This window comes from Clostridium sp. UBA5119, from assembly GCF_002414285.1.
GTDB classification, from domain to species: Bacteria; Bacillota; Clostridia; order Clostridiales; family Clostridiaceae; genus Clostridium_J; species Clostridium_J sulfidigenes.
In genome coordinates this window covers 90,912-107,811 of record NZ_DHYX01000013.1, presented here as the reverse complement: position 1 = coordinate 107,811, position 16,900 = coordinate 90,912, and the positions used below count along the sequence as shown (strand labels likewise).

Annotated in this window: 25 protein-coding genes; all 25 read left to right on the top strand. The window is 28.9% G+C overall.

The window, feature by feature from the left end; all coding sequences use genetic code 11:
• The first annotated feature begins 88 nt into the window (after window positions 1-88).
• Window positions 89-400 (top strand): GyrI-like domain-containing protein, encoded by a 312-nt coding sequence (locus B2671_RS01975; protein WP_346868913.1) that lies wholly within the window; start codon window positions 89-91, stop codon window positions 398-400.
• Window positions 401-527: 127 nt separating this feature from the next.
• Window positions 528-1,355, top strand: coding sequence for a GNAT family N-acetyltransferase (locus B2671_RS01970; RefSeq protein ID WP_346868912.1), 828 nt, complete (start codon window positions 528-530; stop codon window positions 1,353-1,355).
• A 153-nt stretch (window positions 1,356-1,508) separates the two neighbouring features.
• Window positions 1,509-1,829 carry a hypothetical protein gene (locus B2671_RS01965; RefSeq protein WP_346868911.1) on the top strand — a complete coding sequence of 107 codons (321 nt, stop codon included), beginning with the start codon at window positions 1,509-1,511 and terminating at the stop codon, window positions 1,827-1,829.
• Window positions 1,830-1,939: 110 nt separating this feature from the next.
• Window positions 1,940-2,470 carry a GNAT family N-acetyltransferase gene (locus tag B2671_RS01960; protein WP_346868910.1) on the top strand — a complete coding sequence of 177 codons (531 nt, stop codon included), beginning with the start codon at window positions 1,940-1,942 and terminating at the stop codon, window positions 2,468-2,470.
• A 259-nt stretch (window positions 2,471-2,729) separates the two neighbouring features.
• Window positions 2,730-3,353, top strand: coding sequence for an HAD family hydrolase (locus B2671_RS01955; RefSeq protein ID WP_346868909.1), 624 nt, complete (start codon window positions 2,730-2,732; stop codon window positions 3,351-3,353).
• A gap of 92 nt (window positions 3,354-3,445) precedes the next feature.
• Window positions 3,446-3,760: a GNAT family protein gene (locus tag B2671_RS01950; RefSeq protein WP_346868908.1), complete on the top strand. Its 315-nt coding sequence runs from the start codon at window positions 3,446-3,448 to the stop codon at window positions 3,758-3,760.
• 49 nt (window positions 3,761-3,809) lie between these two features.
• A complete protein-coding gene (locus B2671_RS01945; RefSeq protein WP_346868907.1) occupies window positions 3,810-5,087 on the top strand; it encodes a S8 family serine peptidase in 1,278 nt (425 codons plus the stop codon).
• 291 nt (window positions 5,088-5,378) lie between these two features.
• On the top strand, window positions 5,379-5,888 hold the full coding sequence (locus tag B2671_RS01940) for an NUDIX domain-containing protein (protein ID WP_346868906.1): 510 nt from the start codon (window positions 5,379-5,381) through the stop codon (window positions 5,886-5,888).
• 197 nt (window positions 5,889-6,085) lie between these two features.
• Window positions 6,086-6,289: a hypothetical protein gene (locus B2671_RS01935; RefSeq protein WP_346868905.1), complete on the top strand. Its 204-nt coding sequence runs from the start codon at window positions 6,086-6,088 to the stop codon at window positions 6,287-6,289.
• A 9-nt stretch (window positions 6,290-6,298) separates the two neighbouring features.
• Entirely contained in the window at window positions 6,299-6,634 is a 336-nt protein-coding gene (locus B2671_RS01930; protein ID WP_346868904.1) for a 2'-5' RNA ligase family protein, read from the top strand.
• A gap of 100 nt (window positions 6,635-6,734) precedes the next feature.
• Window positions 6,735-7,943, top strand: coding sequence for a DNA glycosylase AlkZ-like family protein (locus B2671_RS01925; RefSeq protein ID WP_346868903.1), 1,209 nt, complete (start codon window positions 6,735-6,737; stop codon window positions 7,941-7,943).
• Window positions 7,944-7,978: 35 nt separating this feature from the next.
• Window positions 7,979-8,101, top strand: a complete 123-nt coding sequence (locus B2671_RS01920) for a hypothetical protein (protein WP_346868902.1) — start codon at window positions 7,979-7,981, stop codon at window positions 8,099-8,101.
• A gap of 13 nt (window positions 8,102-8,114) precedes the next feature.
• A complete protein-coding gene (locus tag B2671_RS01915; protein WP_346868901.1) occupies window positions 8,115-8,615 on the top strand; it encodes an NAD(+) diphosphatase in 501 nt (166 codons plus the stop codon).
• Between the two features lie 21 nt (window positions 8,616-8,636).
• Window positions 8,637-9,092 carry a GNAT family N-acetyltransferase gene (locus B2671_RS01910; protein WP_346868900.1) on the top strand — a complete coding sequence of 152 codons (456 nt, stop codon included), beginning with the start codon at window positions 8,637-8,639 and terminating at the stop codon, window positions 9,090-9,092.
• A gap of 167 nt (window positions 9,093-9,259) precedes the next feature.
• Window positions 9,260-9,646 carry a hypothetical protein gene (locus B2671_RS01905; protein WP_346868899.1) on the top strand — a complete coding sequence of 129 codons (387 nt, stop codon included), beginning with the start codon at window positions 9,260-9,262 and terminating at the stop codon, window positions 9,644-9,646.
• Between the two features lie 155 nt (window positions 9,647-9,801).
• Window positions 9,802-10,251, top strand: coding sequence for a helix-turn-helix transcriptional regulator (locus B2671_RS01900; protein ID WP_346868898.1), 450 nt, complete (start codon window positions 9,802-9,804; stop codon window positions 10,249-10,251).
• A gap of 135 nt (window positions 10,252-10,386) precedes the next feature.
• Window positions 10,387-11,337, top strand: coding sequence for a DUF2935 domain-containing protein (locus tag B2671_RS01895; protein WP_346868897.1), 951 nt, complete (start codon window positions 10,387-10,389; stop codon window positions 11,335-11,337).
• A 277-nt stretch (window positions 11,338-11,614) separates the two neighbouring features.
• Entirely contained in the window at window positions 11,615-12,397 is a 783-nt protein-coding gene (locus B2671_RS01890; protein WP_346868896.1) for a GNAT family N-acetyltransferase, read from the top strand.
• Window positions 12,398-12,475: 78 nt separating this feature from the next.
• Entirely contained in the window at window positions 12,476-12,697 is a 222-nt protein-coding gene (locus B2671_RS01885; protein ID WP_346868895.1) for a hypothetical protein, read from the top strand.
• 17 nt (window positions 12,698-12,714) lie between these two features.
• Window positions 12,715-12,912: a hypothetical protein gene (locus B2671_RS01880; RefSeq protein ID WP_346868894.1), complete on the top strand. Its 198-nt coding sequence runs from the start codon at window positions 12,715-12,717 to the stop codon at window positions 12,910-12,912.
• 72 nt (window positions 12,913-12,984) lie between these two features.
• Window positions 12,985-13,515 (top strand): GNAT family N-acetyltransferase, encoded by a 531-nt coding sequence (locus B2671_RS01875; RefSeq protein ID WP_346868893.1) that lies wholly within the window; start codon window positions 12,985-12,987, stop codon window positions 13,513-13,515.
• Window positions 13,516-13,654: 139 nt separating this feature from the next.
• On the top strand, window positions 13,655-14,239 hold the full coding sequence (locus B2671_RS01870) for a class I SAM-dependent methyltransferase (RefSeq protein WP_346868892.1): 585 nt from the start codon (window positions 13,655-13,657) through the stop codon (window positions 14,237-14,239).
• A gap of 34 nt (window positions 14,240-14,273) precedes the next feature.
• Window positions 14,274-14,885, top strand: coding sequence for a class I SAM-dependent methyltransferase (locus tag B2671_RS01865; RefSeq protein WP_346868891.1), 612 nt, complete (start codon window positions 14,274-14,276; stop codon window positions 14,883-14,885).
• A 341-nt stretch (window positions 14,886-15,226) separates the two neighbouring features.
• A complete protein-coding gene (locus tag B2671_RS01860; protein WP_346868890.1) occupies window positions 15,227-15,463 on the top strand; it encodes a hypothetical protein in 237 nt (78 codons plus the stop codon).
• Window positions 15,464-16,009: 546 nt separating this feature from the next.
• Complete coding sequence (locus B2671_RS01855; protein ID WP_346868889.1) at window positions 16,010-16,807, top strand: hypothetical protein; 798 nt, start codon at window positions 16,010-16,012, stop codon at window positions 16,805-16,807.
• Window positions 16,808-16,900 lie beyond the last annotated feature (93 nt).

Sequence of the window (16,900 nt, the reverse complement as noted above, 5' to 3'; positions counted from 1 at the left end):
ATGGGATATTTGGGATGAATTTTTGGATGGTGATATTGATAGGAAGATAGCATGTGAATACAAACTTTATCGCAGCCCCATGTGGCAGATGGGTTTCACAAAAACTTTAGAAAATGGAGAAACTTTACTGGCTATTGGTGCTGAAGCTGATGAAAATGTTGTAACGGATTTGCAAAGCCATACTATACCAGCAGGAAAATGGGCAGTATTTACTGCAAGAGGAAGCCTCAATGGCAAGGCGCACCCAATTGATGTCATGTGGACGAAAATAACAGCAGAATGGCTTCCTAACTGTGGATATGAAAGAGCAGCAGACTATGAACTTGAAGTTTACCTACCAGGAGATACAAATGATGATGATTATGCCTGCGAAATATGGGTTCCTATTACTAAGAAGTAGATATATATATTCTAAACTTAAAAATATCTATAAAAAATAAATATTCATTGGTTAAAATACCGTAGTATTCAGTAATGATTACACGGTGTTTTAATTAATTAAATATATTATGGAAGGAGTAGTATAAATGGATTCTAAAGAAATATTAATGCTTATAGATAATATATCTCCCCATGCAAAAGAGTATGTAGAGAAAGCATTTGAAAATAATCAAGTTGATATAATATATTCTGTATCAACAGAGGAAAATAAGGGAGTATTTATAGCTGTTGACAATAAAGATTGTTGCATTTTTTATGCTTATTTTCTTAATGAAAACAGTATAGAACAAATTTTAGATATTATAAAAAATAAGACTAAAGAATATATTTTAAAACTTGACTCGAAAGAAATATGCTTTAACGTGTACGGTAATAATCTAAAAATAATTAATGAAGTGAGAAAATTAGGTTTTAAAGTAGATGTTGAAGGATATCATCTTGAATTCATTGGTAAAGAGTTACCCGAGTTAAATTGTTGTAATTTAATTGATAAAGGATTCAAAAGTGATATGTTAAAAGAATTTATTAACTTATTTGATAGTTCATATTATCAGTTATATAAAGATAATGGTTGGCAGGTAAATACTAATGCCATAAATGAAGAACAATTTTACAAAAAGCTTATTGATTTAGATAAGCATAGCCAAGTACGTTCATTCTGGATAAATAATGAGTTGGTAGGTGCATATATTTTCTGCAAAAACTATATAACTGATATCGTCGTTAAACCTACAGTTCAAAATAAAGGATATGGAAGTTATATATTAGCACATTGTATTAGAAATATGAGTATGAATGAATCTATTAGAAACATAAGACTTCGAGTAGCTAAATCAAATACTGGTGCTAAAAAGTTATATGAAAGAAATGGTTTTATTGAAATTGCTTATTTTTCAGAACATACATATGAATAAATATGATTAGCTTATTAAATTTAATACCTGAACTATTTGTAGGGATGTTAGTAAGTAAATATAAAAAAAGAGAATAATCAATATTAAATAGTTCATGATATTTTTATGAATGATGCATTTCTAAGATAGTGAAGCAAATTTAAGGAGGAAATTATGAATGCTATAGAACAAGTATTACAGACAGAATATAGTGAAGAATTTGATAAAGTAAGAAAAAATAGAATGTTTGTCAGTTATCATAAATATGGTCCTATAAAAAATAACTATGGTGAGGGTTTAATTAATTCAATTGAAAATCTAGAAATAAGATTAAAAAAGTATAAAGAAACTGGTAATACGGAATTTTTAGTTGATGTTGCAAACTTCGCTATGATTGAATTTATGTATCCTAAACATGGAAATGCTCACTTTGATAGTGAAACCCACGGTACTAGATTAAAGGGAATGACTGTTAATGACTTGAAACAGTTATGATACATAATTCAACTACATAGGTAAGATGCAAAAATAATGGTTGATAAAATTCTAGTGTAGATAAATGAGTTAGATAGAATATTTATTTTTTAGATATAACGGAGGTAAGAATGATTAAGGATATTATGAATGAAACAGGATTTAATATAGAAACAAGCAGGTTACTCCTTGTACCTATTTCAGAAGAATTCGCATATGATTATTTTACTGAATTTAATGAGAAAATAACAAAATACCAGTATCCTGAGCCTTTTAAAAGCGTAGATAGTACAAGAAAATTTATTGATGAGTTTACAGAACTTAAAGAATCGGGAACAAATTTGGTGTGTTGTATTTTAGATAAGGAATATAAATTCATTGGAAGTATAGAGATTCATATGATAGATACAAAAACTCCTGAGGTGGGTTTATGGATACGAAAGGATGAACAACGTAAGGGGTATGGATATGAAGCTATTACTGGTCTAACTAACTTTTTTCGTGAACATATGGATTTAGATTATTTTATTTATGAGGCAGATCGTCGTAATCCTAATAGTATTCAGTTAGTTAAAGCTCTAGGTGGAATAGAAGTTGGATTCAATAAAGCAGAAAGTAATTGTGGAAGTACTTTAGAGTTGAACATGTATTATATTAAATAGTAAGGTTATAAAATATCGGATTATTCAGAAATGAGTATACGATATTTTTTTATTTTCTAATTTTACTACATATACAAATATATGGATGAGAACCCGGTATAATATGGTATAATTTTATTAAGATTACTGTTTCTGGAGAATACTAGGGAGGGAGTTTAATGATACTTTTAAAAGAAGTTACGGAGAAAAATTAGAGAGAAGTTAACTCACTAGAAGTAGTAAGTTAATTATAATTATTCTATTAAAGAGAAGGGAAAATATGAAAATGGATAGTATTATTTTTGATTTAGATGGAACTATATGGGACTCAACATCTAGTGTTATAGATTCATGGAATAAAACTATAGGTAACTATGATGAGGTGATAAATAAACTTACGCTTGATGATATGAAGGGTGTTATGGGGTTAGTAATAGAGGACGTTGCATTGAAGTTTTTTCCATATTTAGAAGAAGAAAATAGACTTAAAATAGTTAAACATTGCTGTAAGGATGAATGTAATCATTTAGGCAAACATGGTGCAATTCTATATGATAGGGTAGAGGAAACTTTAAAGGAATTATTTAAAAAATATAAATTATTTATTGTTAGTAACTGTCAATGTGGATATATAGAAGCCTTTTTTAAATCACATAAGTTAGATAAATATTTTATAGATTATGAGAATGTAGGAAGAACAGGTTTAAGTAAAGGTGAGAATATAAAACTAATAATAAAAAGAAATAACTTAATTAGTTCAGTATATGTTGGTGATACTGAGGGAGATTTAAAAGCATCACGAATTGCTAATATACCCTTTATTTATGCACAATATGGTTTTGGGGAAGTTAAAGAATATGATTATGTAATTAATAGCTTTCACGAACTTTTAAAGTTTGTGTAACACTATAAGAACATATGTTTATAAATTATAATACATAGATTTATTAACAATCTGTAGATTATATTGTAAGGTAAAAAAGGGGAGTATAATCAATGAAACCTTATGAGAAATTAGTAAAGTTTTATAAAAAAGGTAAATGTGAACTTGGACTTGCCCTTGCTAATAATAATTATAAGGGATTAGGTTATGGAACTGAAGCAGTTAAATTGGCAATAGACTATGTATTTAATATATTAAAACTTAAATGCATATATGCTGATACAATGGGCTCAAATAAGAGAATGCAAAGTATATTTAATAAATTTGGATTTAAGTTTATAAATAAAGAAGAGCATTTTTATGATATGCATGATAGATGGGAAGATAAGTTAAATTATATATTAAGAAATCCAGAGGTACTGTACTAACTAAAGAAGATGATAATATTGGGGAGAAAAATGAAAGGGTGGATATTAAATGAAAAGAAAGTTAGCAATAGTGTTGTTGGTAGCAGTATTTGCAATAAATATCACTGCCTGCAATAATAAAGTTAACAGCAAAGAAAAAATTTCTACTAATAATAATGTTAAAGAAGAGGTGAAAATTGAAAGATTTCCGTACATGGCTGATTTTGGAAGAGGGAGTATAAATAACATTGAAGAACTCAAAGATGAGTGGGGAAAAAATAGTAGTGATTTAAGAGGATATGACCTTGAGAAACTTGATTTATCTGGGGAGAAAGATAAGCTTTTAAATTCAGTGTTTGATAGTAAAACAAAATGGCCAGGGAAACTTCCAGAGGAGTTTAACCCTGAAAGTTTTTTAGAGTTTCATAAAAATCCAGGTCTTGAAATAAAAAAACTTCATGAAAGAGGAATAACTGGTAAGGGGATAAACATAGCATTTATCGATTATTCTCTTTTAGTAAATCATGAGGAATATCATGATAGAGTAAAGATGTATGAAGAAATTCATTATGAACCAGAAGAAGCACAGATGCATGCTCCAGCAGTGGCATCAATTGCAGCAGGTAAGAATACTGGAGTTGCATCGGAAGCAGATTTGTATTTTATAGCATGCGAAAACTATAACTTTGTTAATAGTGAAATGGAACTAGACTTTTCTTGGACAGCAAAAGCAATTGAAAGAATTATTGAAGTAAATAAATCTTTGCCAAAGGATGATAAGATACGAGTTTTATCTATATCAGCAGGATGCAAGCCTGAAAGTAAGGGGTATAATGAATTTATAGAAGCAATTAAAAAAGCAATTGAAGAGAATATATTTGTTATAACAGTAAATATGTTTGACACATATGAGGATAAGTTTTATTTCCATGGATTAGATATAGATTCCCTTGCAGATAAAGATGATATTTCTAATTATAAAGTTACAGAATGGAAAAAGTGGGTATCAAAAATAGAGCATATTGATGAGCTTAATAAGTATTATGAAGAGAAATTTAATATGGACAAACCAGAAGAATTACTACTTATTCCTATTGATTCTAAAACGGTAGCTAGCCCTACAGGAGAGAAGGATTATGTATTTTATAGAGAAGGTGGATGGAGCTGGTGTATGCCTTATCTTGCTGGACTTTATGCTTTAGCTTGTCAAGTAAAACCCAATATTACGCCAGAAGAATTTTGGAAACAAGCTCTTGCAACAGGAGATAGCAGACAAATAGAAAAGGGAACAGAAAAATATAAGGGAAAAATAATAAATCCTGAAAAATTAATCTCTAGTTTTGAATAAGAATGCAAATTTTATGACCCGGAGTTTGGACTTCTTGAAGAATGTCATCCTGATGGAAAGATAACATCATTCTTGGAGATTTATTAATATAGGTATATCTGATATTTGTTCTAAAAATTATAAAAGTGGCTACTTCCATTTTGAAGTAACCACTTTGCTTTTTCTTGTAGAATAAATTAACTTATATATAAAATATATACATAGCATTAAAATAAATGTTACAATGAAAACATGCTTAAGGAGTGGTTATGTAGGTGATAAAGTACTGATAATTTTATAGGAGGAAAACACATGGAGTATTTTGATATTTTAAATAGAGATGGTAGTAGAAGTGGTAAAATAGCACCAAAAGATGAAGAGCTTTTAGAAGGACAATATGATTTAGGAGCGCATGCATATATACATAACTCAAAGGGAGAATTCTTAATTCAACAAAGAGCAAAAACAAAAGAATTCTTACCTGGTGGATGGGATATTCACATGGGACACGTTATAGCTGGAGAAACAAGTAAAGAAGCTATTATTAGAGAGATACATGAAGAATTAGGTATAAAGATAGATGATATAATTTTTCTTAAAAGAGTTTTTTGGGAAAAATACAATCATTTCATTGATATTTTTGTATTATGTAAAGAGATTGATACTTCAGATTTAACCTTACAAAAGTCAGAGGTAGACGATGTTAAATTTATTTCAGCCCAAGAGATGATTAATTTGATAAAATCCATGGACTACAGACCTGAAGAATATAGAACAGTTATGAATGACTATGTTAATAAAATTATTTTAAATTTTAAGTAGAATAAAATAAATATGTAACTATTTATATATGAAAATAGTTATATAGGAAACTATACAACTATTTAACTATTTAACTATTTAACTATTTAAATAGTTGTTGTCATACCAAGGGTTTCAGCGATTTTGATGTTTGAATAACATGAAATTCATAGCCACATTCATAATAAATTATCTTTATATATTGGAGGAGAATTAGCATGAAATATGCAATAGAATTATATTTTGATAAGGAAACAGAGGAAAAAATTATTAAATTAGTTAAAGGAATTGCAAGAGAGGGAATCAGTGAAAAATATTTAGAATGGAAGACTCGTCCTCATATTACCATAGCTATATTTAATGATATTGATATTGAAAAGTGTGACAAGCTATTAAAAGAAATAGCTAAGGATACAAAATGATTTCCCGCTTTGCTTTCTAGTATTGGGGTATTTAATAATACCCGAACTGTATATCTTGCACCAGTTGTATGTGATGAATTAATTGCTTTACACAAAAATATACACGAAACTTTCGCGTTTTGCGATCATAGTGGTTGGGAATATTACACAGCTGGACAATGGGTACCTCATTGTGCCGTTATGCTGGGAAATGAAGATAAAGAATCAGCATTAGTAGAGGCTACAAAATACGTAATCGAAAACTATGAGGTTTTTCCAAACAGTAGATATGAAGAAATTGGTTTTGTTGAAGTTGTAATGCCTGTAAAAGAAATAAAACCTCATAAGCTCAATATTTTCATGTAATTATAATTATTATAAGAAGTTTTTCAGAATAATTTATTTAAAAATCTAGTCTTAAAATTGAAAATAATATAATAAATAAAAATTTTAGTGAGGAAGTAATATGAAAAAAATTACTATGTCAAAGGGCGAATTGAGAAAATTTCTGGTTATGTATCAAGGTTTATCTTCATCAAAATCTTTTGATGGTGAAGATGGTATTAAGAATTTTATAAATAGAGTAGGGTGCATACAATATGATCCTTTAAATATGGTAGGTAGAAATGCTGATTTGGTACTTCAGTCCAGAGTTAAAAATTATAACCCTATGATGCTAGAAACTCTTCTTTATGATAAAAGAGAGATCATAGATGGTTGGGATAAAATGATGGCCATCTATTCTGTCAATGACTGGCCTTATTTTGAAAGAGTTAGATTAAGAAGAAAAGAAGAGATTGAGAGAGTATTGAATCATAGAAATTCAATTGAAGCAATTAACTATGTTGATGTAGCAAAGGAATATATAGAGAAAAATGGTGCTACCTTGCCTTCAAAGCTGGATATTGGACGTGTGAAAAGTGGAGTTTGGGGTCATGGGAAACTTTCCAGCGCTACCATGGACTATATGTGGAACAGCGGAATTTTGGGCGTTAAAGAAAAGAAGAACACACAAAAGGTTTATGATTTGATAGAAAACCTATTGCCAAAAGAACTACTGGAAATGAAGGAACCTTTTAATAATGATAATGATTTTTATAAGTGGTATTTTAAAAGGAGAATAGGAAGTATAGGGATTTATTGGGAGAGAAGTGGTGAAGGATGGCTTGGTCATTTTGTATCCGATAAAAATCTTAGAAAGAAAATATTAAAGGAACTACTAGAGGATGGTGAGCTTATACTTGTAAAAGTAGAAGGACTAAATGAAACTTTTTATATAAGGGCTGACGATACATCAATGTTAGATAATCTTAATTCTAGCATTGATAAAAAAGCAAGTTTTCTGGCTCCACTTGATAATCTTCTTTGGGACAGAAAGTTAGTTAAAGATATTTTTGATTTTGAATATAGTTGGGAAGTATATAAACCTGTTTCAAAGAGGCAGTATGGATATTATGTATTACCAGTTTTATATGGAGATAAGCTTGTAGCAAGATTTGAACCTGAAATACATCGAGGAAATGAACCATTGATAATAAAAAATTGGTGGTGGGAAGAGAACTATGAAGTAACAGAAGAGGTTATAGTTGCTATGATGGGATGCTTTGAAAGATTCTGTAAGTATCTAAAAGCAGATGGATTAGAAGAAAGTTCATGGAGGAAAATAAAAGGCTAGATTATAGTTAATGTTTATTATGTAAAGTTCTTGATATGATTACATCACCAACAATTCGTCAAAGATTTCAAGCTTATTTAGATTTTGATGGTGATGTTCAATATTTAGCATATGTTACAAATCCAGAATTTGATTTACAAGTTAGTAGAAAGATATAAGGGGAATTCTTTTATGAAATTTATTTATTGTCCTATATGTGGTAAAGAATTAGACGAAAAAAGTATTGGGGATGAGGGATTAGTAAGATATTGCATAGATTGTGATAAACCATATTTTGATGGCCCTGCCAGCTGTGTTGAAGTTCTAGTTATTAACGAAAATAATCAGATATTGCTATTAAAGCAAAATTATATTTCCAAAACTCATTGGGGGGTAGTTTCTGGTTATGTAAGTAATGGTGAAACATTGGAAGAGACAGTAATAAGAGAAGTTTTAGAAGAAACAGGTCAACAAGTTGAAAAAATGCAGTATGTAGAAAGCTATTACTTTAAACCAAATGAATTAATAATGGCTGGATTCATTGCCTTTGTTAAGGCAAAATCATTTAATAATTCTAATGAAGTTGATGATATTATGTGGTGTGAAATTGATGAAGTTAATAAATATATTGCAAGAGTAAATAATATGTCTGGCATTCATTTTGATAATTCAATGAAATTGCTAAACTTATAAATATTACAAAGGAAGGGTTTTATGAATAAATTTATTTTAATGGAAGAGTTAATTAGACAAGTAAAATTACCAAAAGGAATTTATATTAGGCAATTTAAAGAAACCGATTTTTCTTCTATTCAAGTATTATATGAGAAAGAAGGATGGATGACATTCTTAAAAAGATCAGAAGATGCATTAAAGGCATGGGAAAATTCTAATATTACACTTGTTGCATTAGATGGAGACATAGTAGTTGGATTAATTCGTGCATTAACAGATGGAGAAATTACTACTTATATAGCTGAAATTATAGTTGACACTAGTTATAGAGGAATGGGCATAGGAAAAGCTTTAATTGATATATGTCATAATTTATATCCGAATACAAGATTAGATTTACTTTCAACGGATGGAGCGGACGACTTTTATCAAAGAAATAGTTTTAGAACGAATATAGGATTTAGAAAGAGTTATTCTTTGGTAAGAGAAGTGTAAACTGGAATAGGATAGAGGGGCTTAATAATTTTTCAAGTGGACAATATACAATTGAATGGATTAGTGAAAGTTCTGCTATTATAAAATGTGCTGGTGAACATTATGGACAAGTTAATATAGATTAATAGTATTTCAATTAAGTTATAAATTTAAGGAGAGTATTCATAATGAAAGTTACTTTAAACAATTATTATATAAAAAATTATGAAGATAGAAATAAAAAGCAAAATTCAAAAGGAGAATTTTTAAAATTATTGGAAGAATCAAAAGTTAGTAATACTGAAATAAAAACATCAGGTAAAAGGAAAATAGAGTACATACTTGAAGGTGGTATTATAAAAGTTTATGTTAGTGATGGTAAAAATCCACCTAAGTGTATAAAGAGTATTCCAGCAAAATCTGCATCAAAGGAATTATTGGCAAGAGTGAAATGCTTAACAATAGCAGATTCTTTATACATTAATGAATTAATGAAGTCTAAAGGGGAATCTGATGAAAAGGTAAGTGGAGATACTGCCATTAATGAAGAGAGCATGATAAATAATTACGATTAAATTAAATATTTTAGGGCTGATAAGGAAATACGAGAGAGTTAGAATGTTAACTTTAGTTGACAAATTTCCATTTTAACTTGATAGAAAAGGTGTTTAGTTTTTAGTATACTATAGCTACAAGTTAACTTGGATTTTAGGAAAGGCTGGTGATAGTTATGTCATTAGGCGAAAAATTATTATATTTACGTAAAAAGGAAGGTTTATCTCAGGAGGATGTTGCAGAGAAATTAGGTGTATCTCGACAAACGGTAAGTAAATGGGAGACCGACCAAACGGTTCCTGAACTTATTAAAGCAAAATTACTAAGTCAACTTTATAATGTAAGTTATGATTATCTTATTAGTGGAAGCCATATTAGTGGTGATGTTACTGGTATTGAAATGATAGTTGATGAAATTGACTGGACAGGTGCGTGGAGTAAAAAGTATCCAATTTTGGCTTCATACCAAGGGATAAAAGGGATATATACTTATAGTGAGAAAATATCTGAGTTATATGATGCTTTTAAAATTGAGTTTGGGTTTGACGACGTGGATACTGTTTTAGTTTTAAAAGATATTCTTTACCAAAAGTATAAAATGGCAAAAAAGAAAAACAACCAATAAGAACGTAATTTGTGGTAAATTTAATATTAACAAGGTGTATTAGTATATTTTGTAATAAAAATTAATTAAATTACGTTGTCAGTATATAAGTATAAGCATATATTGTTAATGAAGTATTATTTAAAGGGAGAAAATATGTTATCTAAGGAGAAGTTTATTAAACAATCGCTAGAATTAAATCTATTCTTTTTAAGAATAATGAAGGAGCATCTAGTTTTTGTTGGTGCATCGTTAATGCCTAGATCTCAAAATTACCTTCATTATGCAGATATGTTAAAGGAACAACTAGATGGATTGCTTAGAAAGACCATAAAATTATCTAGTGGAATTATCGATCCAAACATTGGTAATACAGGAGAAATAATTACAAACTATACACTAGAAGCAGAAAGAGCTACAGAATTTTACACTGGAATTAATATCAATACAAATACAACTGAAATGGAATTATCTTTAGGAGATTATCAAAATAGTAAAACTCTAGATGGTTTATCAGAAGAAGTATTTTATTTAAATAAAGAGATTATTCCTGTAGTAAATGAAACAGCTAAGTTAAAAAATAAAATAAAAGTAAATGTATTAAAGTGCAAGATGTTTACAGGTTCTTATCCACTTTTATTGGATCATATTTTAAGAGAAGCAATGTTCTATCTTAGAATGTTAGGAAGGTTACAGGAAAGAGTTGAGATGGACATTAATAAGGAAATGGTTGATCAGGAAGCTTTCTGGAACAGAATTATGGCTGAGCATTCTAAATTTATTAGAGGCTTTTTAGATCCAACAGAAGAGGAGTTATTTAATGTTGCTAACAAGTTTGGTAAGCAATTTGATAGATTGACAGAAGAAGCACTTACTATGCACGATAATACAATTTCATTAGCACATATATCCACTGTGACTGAAGAGAGTAGAGAGGCCACTAAAGATATTAGAGATTTCAAGATGAAAGGAACAGAAGGATTATTAAATTGCAAGATTAAGTCCATAATTTTACCACTCTTAGGAGATCATGTTCTAAGAGAAGCAAATCATTATCTAAGATTGCTAAATAATTATAAAACAAAAACATATTCTTCATATAGATAAAATTGATATAAGAATAAATGGTTTTCTAAAATACTGTGAAATTTAGTGATGAATTTTACGGTATTTTTATTTTTCAATAATTAATTTATATTACTATTTAAGTATTAAAACTTGAATAATTAATGTTTAAAACCGAAGAATATATTGTCAGAAGAATGTGATATATTTTAGGATTTTCATTAAAATTATATGTTATAATTTCCTTAAAGAATTATTTGTAATTAATTTAAATATATAGTAATTATTTTAAAATAGATATGTTAAGGAGATTTATATTATGAAGGCAGAATTATATAAAAAAATGTTGGAAACTGAATTGAAATATATAAAATGTTTTTCAGATTATGCTGAACTGAAGAAATCTATCATTTTCACAGATAAAAAGCTACTTGATATGTACATGCATAATTTCGTTTTTTTGAAAGAATTAATGGAGACGGATGAACTAAGAAGCTTTATTGAAAATAAGCTTATTGAAATGCAAAAGTCAAATAATGAACATCTGCATATCATGATGGATTATAGTGTGAAGTGGGATGAGTTAAAAAACTTGATTCAAGAGCCTGAGATTACAGAATACTGTTTTATGGCTATAGAGCCAAAAGATTTTAAGAAATTAAAAGTAAAAGATGACTGCATAGTTTTAAAAGCAGATACTCTTGAAATCCTTGATGATGGATACAAGGCAGATGTACAAGCAAACAAGGCAGCCATGGGGGAAGAGTTTGCTTTAAAAAGAAGTAAAAGAAAGATGGAGGTATATAAGGACAATCCTTATTTGAACCTTTATGTATGCTACAAGGGAAAGGAACCTATAGGTAAATGTGAGCTTTTTATAAAAGATGGCATTGCAAAGATTGAGGATTTTGATATTATTAAGGAATATCAAAAACAAGGATATGGTACTTCTATGTTGAATAAATTACTAGAAGAATCTCTTAATGTTGGAGTTGATATAGCATACTTAATAACAGACAATTTCGATACAGCAAAGGATATGTATAAAAAATGTGGGTTCTCAAAATGTGGTGTTAAGACATCAATATTATTTATAAGGTAGTTATAGATTACAAATTTGAGGGGGAGAAATATGAATTTTATCGTATATACCTGAGAAGTTGATAATGTAATTAATATTATGAAAGAAGTTGCTTCTTGGGGACGCTCTGTTGGATTAAATGTATGGAAGGATGAACACCTTACAAGAGAAAAATTAATGGTAAATGTTATGGAAGAAGATTTTTGTGTAGGAAAATTTTCAGGAGCTAATGCATGTTGTATGATATTACAATGGAGTGATACTTTTTTTGGCCAAATTCAAAGGAAAATGAAGCAGGATATATACATAAACTGTGTGTGAGAAGAGAGTATGCAGGAATGGGACTACCATGCAAAATGGTTAAATTCGCGATAGAAGAATGTAAAAAAAGAAATATTAAATATTTAAGATTAGATACAGGATGGAATAATAAGAAATTATGTAATCTTTATAAGAGTCTAGGATTTGAGATAGTTGATAAGTTCTTATTAGATAATGGTGGATCATTTGCGTTATTTGAGATGAAAATAGAATAAATAAGCTAACTTATTAATAGGAAGTATCATACTGCCATGGAAAGATTATTCACATAACAGGAGGTGAAATGTTTGAGAGATTACTTTATGAAAACAGAGCGTATAGGTTTCTCAAATTGGTCAGATTGTGACATTACACTAGCTCATCAGCTTTGGGGAGAAAAGGAGGTTACTAAATTTATTTGTGCTACAGGAGAATTTACAGAAAACGATATCCATAATCGTTTAAATATTGAAATTTATAATGGCAAGGAGTTTCATGTTCAATATTGGCCTATATTTAAAATAACAACAGGAGAATTTATTGGATGCTGTGGTGTACGTCCATTTAAATCTAAACAACACTCATATGAAATTGGTTTTCATCTTCGTAAAAGATACTGGGGTCAAGGATATGGACATGAAGCAGCAAAAGCAGTAATTCATTATTGCTTTTCTAAGTTAAATGCAGACAAGCTTTTTGCAGGGCACCATCCACAAAATGTTGGATCTAAAAAACTTTTAATACGCTTAGGTCTTCAATATATAGGAGATAATTTCTATGAACCAACAGGATTGTATCATCCATCATATGAAATGACTGCTACAAGATTAAAATTATAACTTGTAGTAAGCTAAGTCCACTAGTGAACAACTCTATTAAAGGAAGGGGGAAATATCAATAGAGAATTATAATAGCACAAAAATATTTTGGGACAATATATTTAAAGCAGTAATACCAAATAAATATGAAAATGCAGATTTGGGACAAGAAGATTTAAATGACGCTTTAAAGTGGTTAAGTAGTGGGACAAATAGCATTGTAGATTATGGATGTGGAAGTGGGGCATTTTTGTTTCATTGTGCACTTTGTGGAACCAAGCGTCATGTAGGAATTGATATTTCAACAGATGCAATAACTCTTGCAAAGGAAAGGGCAAGATATTTTGAAAGGGATAGCTTTGAATTTATTCAAGGGAGCTTAGAGTGTTTAAATAAAATGGAAGAAAATATTATGGATGGTGCTATATTATCAAATATTGTTGATAATATGATTCCTAAAGATGCAGAACTAGTGTTGAGTAATATTCATAGAATAGTTCATAAGGATGGTAAGATTTTATTTAAGGTAAATCCAATATTCAATGAAAAACAGATTAAAGAGTGGGGTATTACACACTTAGGCAATGATTTATTACTTGAAACAACAGGATTATATTTATGGAATTTAGAAACAGAAAAATGGGTTAGTATATTGGAAAAATATTTTAATATATATCTTAAAAAGGATATTTACTACAATCAACATGAACAGTATAATAGATTGTTTTTATTAGTAAATAAATAGAAAAAATTTGAAGTATAAGGAGTATTAATAAAATATGCATAATCTTATAAATGCTATTCCGTTATATAATTTCTTAAAATATTGTAATAACAATTCCTCTGAAAAAATTATATTAGACTGTGGTGCTGGGGGTTCTAATCCACCTCTTTCTTTATTTTATGAATTTGGATATGAAACCTATGGAATCGAAATATCTAAAGAACAGTTGGAAAAGGCAAGCATATTTTGTATAGAACATAATACAGATTTAAATATTATATTTGGTGATATGAAAAAGATACCTTTTGAAAATGAGTTTTTTAGTTTTTTGTATTCTTATAATACATCTGTTCATATGAAAAAAGAAGATTTCTCACTTGCTTTATCAGAATTTTATCGAGTGTTAAAACCTGGAGGACTATGCTATGTGAATTTTTTAGGTGAAGAGTGTGATACTTATGGTATAGGAAAAGAAATTGGTGAAGGAGAGTTTTTACAAATTGAAGATAATGATGAAGTGATCTATTGTCATTATAAAGATAACGAAATTGAGCAAATCTTTACAAAATTTGAAGTTATATATAAGGAAAAGAAATCAGTAAAAAGAAAGCTCGATGATAAAGAAAATACATCAGTTTATCTTGAATATATACTAGTGAAAAAGTAATTGAATGGGATTAGTTGTATTATTGGAGGATGAATCAATGATTGAAATTAGACAATTAAAGGAATCTGACATGCAGCAAGCCTTAGAACTAAAGATTTTGTGCTGGACGGAAGAGTTGGCAGGTAAGGCTGAAAACACTCTATCAGTTTCTCAAGAATTGGACTTCTGGATAGAGTGGATGCATACAGGGAAAGAAAATAATGATATTCGCTTGTTAATTGGAGCATTTGAAAACGACAAGATGCTTGGAGTAGCTTTTAGCAGTTTTGCAGAAACCTTTGATATACCTGAAAAGGGTATAGGGCTGGGTATATCCTTANNAAAATAGGGGGATTTCTCTCATGATGATTATTTACACATTGAATTTCTACATGTCTATGGGTATGGAAAAAATTGTTGTCTATAACCATCATTATGCATCATCAAATCAGTTTTATCGAAAATTTTGTGGACAAGTTACAAAACAAGAATATCAGATGGAGGGTAAACTTTTGGTGGATGTATTCTTAACGGACATATTATCAATGAAAAGTAGAATGGAGCAATCTTTAAAGAAATATATAGGAGAATATGCTTAGAAGTGCATTAATGATACAGTGTACTTGGAAGAAATAGGAGGATAAGTAAATGAACATACAACTTAGAAAGTAAATTAAATACTTATCTATCAAGGTTTATAGAGGGAACCTTAGACCCTGATCTTTCTGCTAAAAAACCAGATAAGTTTATTGAAAATCTTAGGAATAATATTTTAGGGGATTTTTCAAAACGATATATTATAACTGCACAATGCAAGGATGAAGTAATAGGTATTTTAATAGCTTTACCCGGAAGTGTGAATGATATGCATAAAAAGAATATAGAAGATATTATTATAGATGTACATATAGACAATAAACCTGCCTATGATCTATATAAAAAATTTGGATTTATTGAAGTTGAGAATATAATTTAATAAAGGAATAATGTTAAGTATATTAAAGCCATAGATATTAATAATTAAATTAAATAAAAAATAATAATGAATATTTAGAAAATATGCTATAATAGAAATATTAAAAACAGAATAATTATAATTTAGTTTTAATAGTGGTAACAATTATCTAAAGAACGGAGGAAGGCTTTTGATATACATTACAGAACCTGGATTTGAACCGAAGCATATAAATCCATTTACAGAAGAAAGATATACTGATGATTGGATTGTATTTTGCTTAACTAATTCTAAGAATTATGAAATAACCAATGGAAGAGGTAATTCATCTGTATATACTTTAAAGGTAAGTAAAAAGTGTAAGCAATGGGAATTTAATCTTATGGATTTTATAGAATATGAAAATAGCTATTGTAAGAATATGATTTTGTCGGTAAATGAGGAAGACTTAATTAAAGCAAAGGAAGCATATGAAAATCATCATTATAATGAAGCTTTTTTAAGGGAAAATGAACCTAGGGTTCTTATTCATAGTACAATAATGAAAAATTGGGAAAAAATTAAGAGCGATGGATGTTTAAAGTCGTGGAATATACTAAAAAAGGAAGGCTATAATTACAAGGACAAGCCTATAGAGGAACTTCTTGGTGATCCGAAGGACTATAGTGATTATATTATGTTTTCTAACGGGAATGTTTCAAGTGAAATTGCCAAGGAAAATAATAAAATTATTATGGATGAGAAAATGAAATATAAAATAGGTGCAAGGTTATATTTTGATATTGAAAAAATAGCTAAAGATGGATTATTAGTTCGTGATGGTTGTCATCTAAAGATAAAGAGCATGTTACCCCTAGATAAATATCTAATCTGGACTGCTACATGGGAAAATCTTAATCTAGAAAATAAATATTCTACACCTGAAAACTTTACAAAAATAGCAAATGAAACCTTCAATTCTCTCTTTGGAGATGCACTTATTAAATAAAAGTTTATATATTAAAAAAGGAGAGAAGTAAATTTGTGTTTACACAAACTTACTTACTCTCCTTCATATTTTAAAGGATTAAAAAATTCTTTG

Coding starts and splice junctions, on each gene's coding strand:
- B2671_RS01895 (WP_346868897.1), top strand. CDS start 10,387: ATGTTATCTAAGGAGAAGTTTATTAAACAATCGCTAGAATTAAATCTA.
- B2671_RS01970 (WP_346868912.1), top strand. CDS start 528: ATGGATTCTAAAGAAATATTAATGCTTATAGATAATATATCTCCCCAT.
- B2671_RS01925 (WP_346868903.1), top strand. CDS start 6,735: ATGAAAAAAATTACTATGTCAAAGGGCGAATTGAGAAAATTTCTGGTT.
- B2671_RS01910 (WP_346868900.1), top strand. CDS start 8,637: ATGAATAAATTTATTTTAATGGAAGAGTTAATTAGACAAGTAAAATTA.
- B2671_RS01965 (WP_346868911.1), top strand. CDS start 1,509: ATGAATGCTATAGAACAAGTATTACAGACAGAATATAGTGAAGAATTT.
- B2671_RS01935 (WP_346868905.1), top strand. CDS start 6,086: ATGAAATATGCAATAGAATTATATTTTGATAAGGAAACAGAGGAAAAA.
- B2671_RS01860 (WP_346868890.1), top strand. CDS start 15,227: ATGATGATTATTTACACATTGAATTTCTACATGTCTATGGGTATGGAA.
- B2671_RS01905 (WP_346868899.1), top strand. CDS start 9,260: ATGAAAGTTACTTTAAACAATTATTATATAAAAAATTATGAAGATAGA.
- B2671_RS01865 (WP_346868891.1), top strand. CDS start 14,274: ATGCATAATCTTATAAATGCTATTCCGTTATATAATTTCTTAAAATAT.
- B2671_RS01945 (WP_346868907.1), top strand. CDS start 3,810: ATGAAAAGAAAGTTAGCAATAGTGTTGTTGGTAGCAGTATTTGCAATA.
- B2671_RS01885 (WP_346868895.1), top strand. CDS start 12,476: ATGAAAGAAGTTGCTTCTTGGGGACGCTCTGTTGGATTAAATGTATGG.
- B2671_RS01950 (WP_346868908.1), top strand. CDS start 3,446: ATGAAACCTTATGAGAAATTAGTAAAGTTTTATAAAAAAGGTAAATGT.
- B2671_RS01920 (WP_346868902.1), top strand. CDS start 7,979: ATGATTACATCACCAACAATTCGTCAAAGATTTCAAGCTTATTTAGAT.
- B2671_RS01880 (WP_346868894.1), top strand. CDS start 12,715: ATGGGACTACCATGCAAAATGGTTAAATTCGCGATAGAAGAATGTAAA.
- B2671_RS01900 (WP_346868898.1), top strand. CDS start 9,802: ATGTCATTAGGCGAAAAATTATTATATTTACGTAAAAAGGAAGGTTTA.
- B2671_RS01975 (WP_346868913.1), top strand. CDS start 89: ATGGGTTTCACAAAAACTTTAGAAAATGGAGAAACTTTACTGGCTATT.
- B2671_RS01915 (WP_346868901.1), top strand. CDS start 8,115: ATGAAATTTATTTATTGTCCTATATGTGGTAAAGAATTAGACGAAAAA.
- B2671_RS01890 (WP_346868896.1), top strand. CDS start 11,615: ATGAAGGCAGAATTATATAAAAAAATGTTGGAAACTGAATTGAAATAT.
- B2671_RS01955 (WP_346868909.1), top strand. CDS start 2,730: ATGAAAATGGATAGTATTATTTTTGATTTAGATGGAACTATATGGGAC.
- B2671_RS01940 (WP_346868906.1), top strand. CDS start 5,379: ATGGAGTATTTTGATATTTTAAATAGAGATGGTAGTAGAAGTGGTAAA.
- B2671_RS01960 (WP_346868910.1), top strand. CDS start 1,940: ATGATTAAGGATATTATGAATGAAACAGGATTTAATATAGAAACAAGC.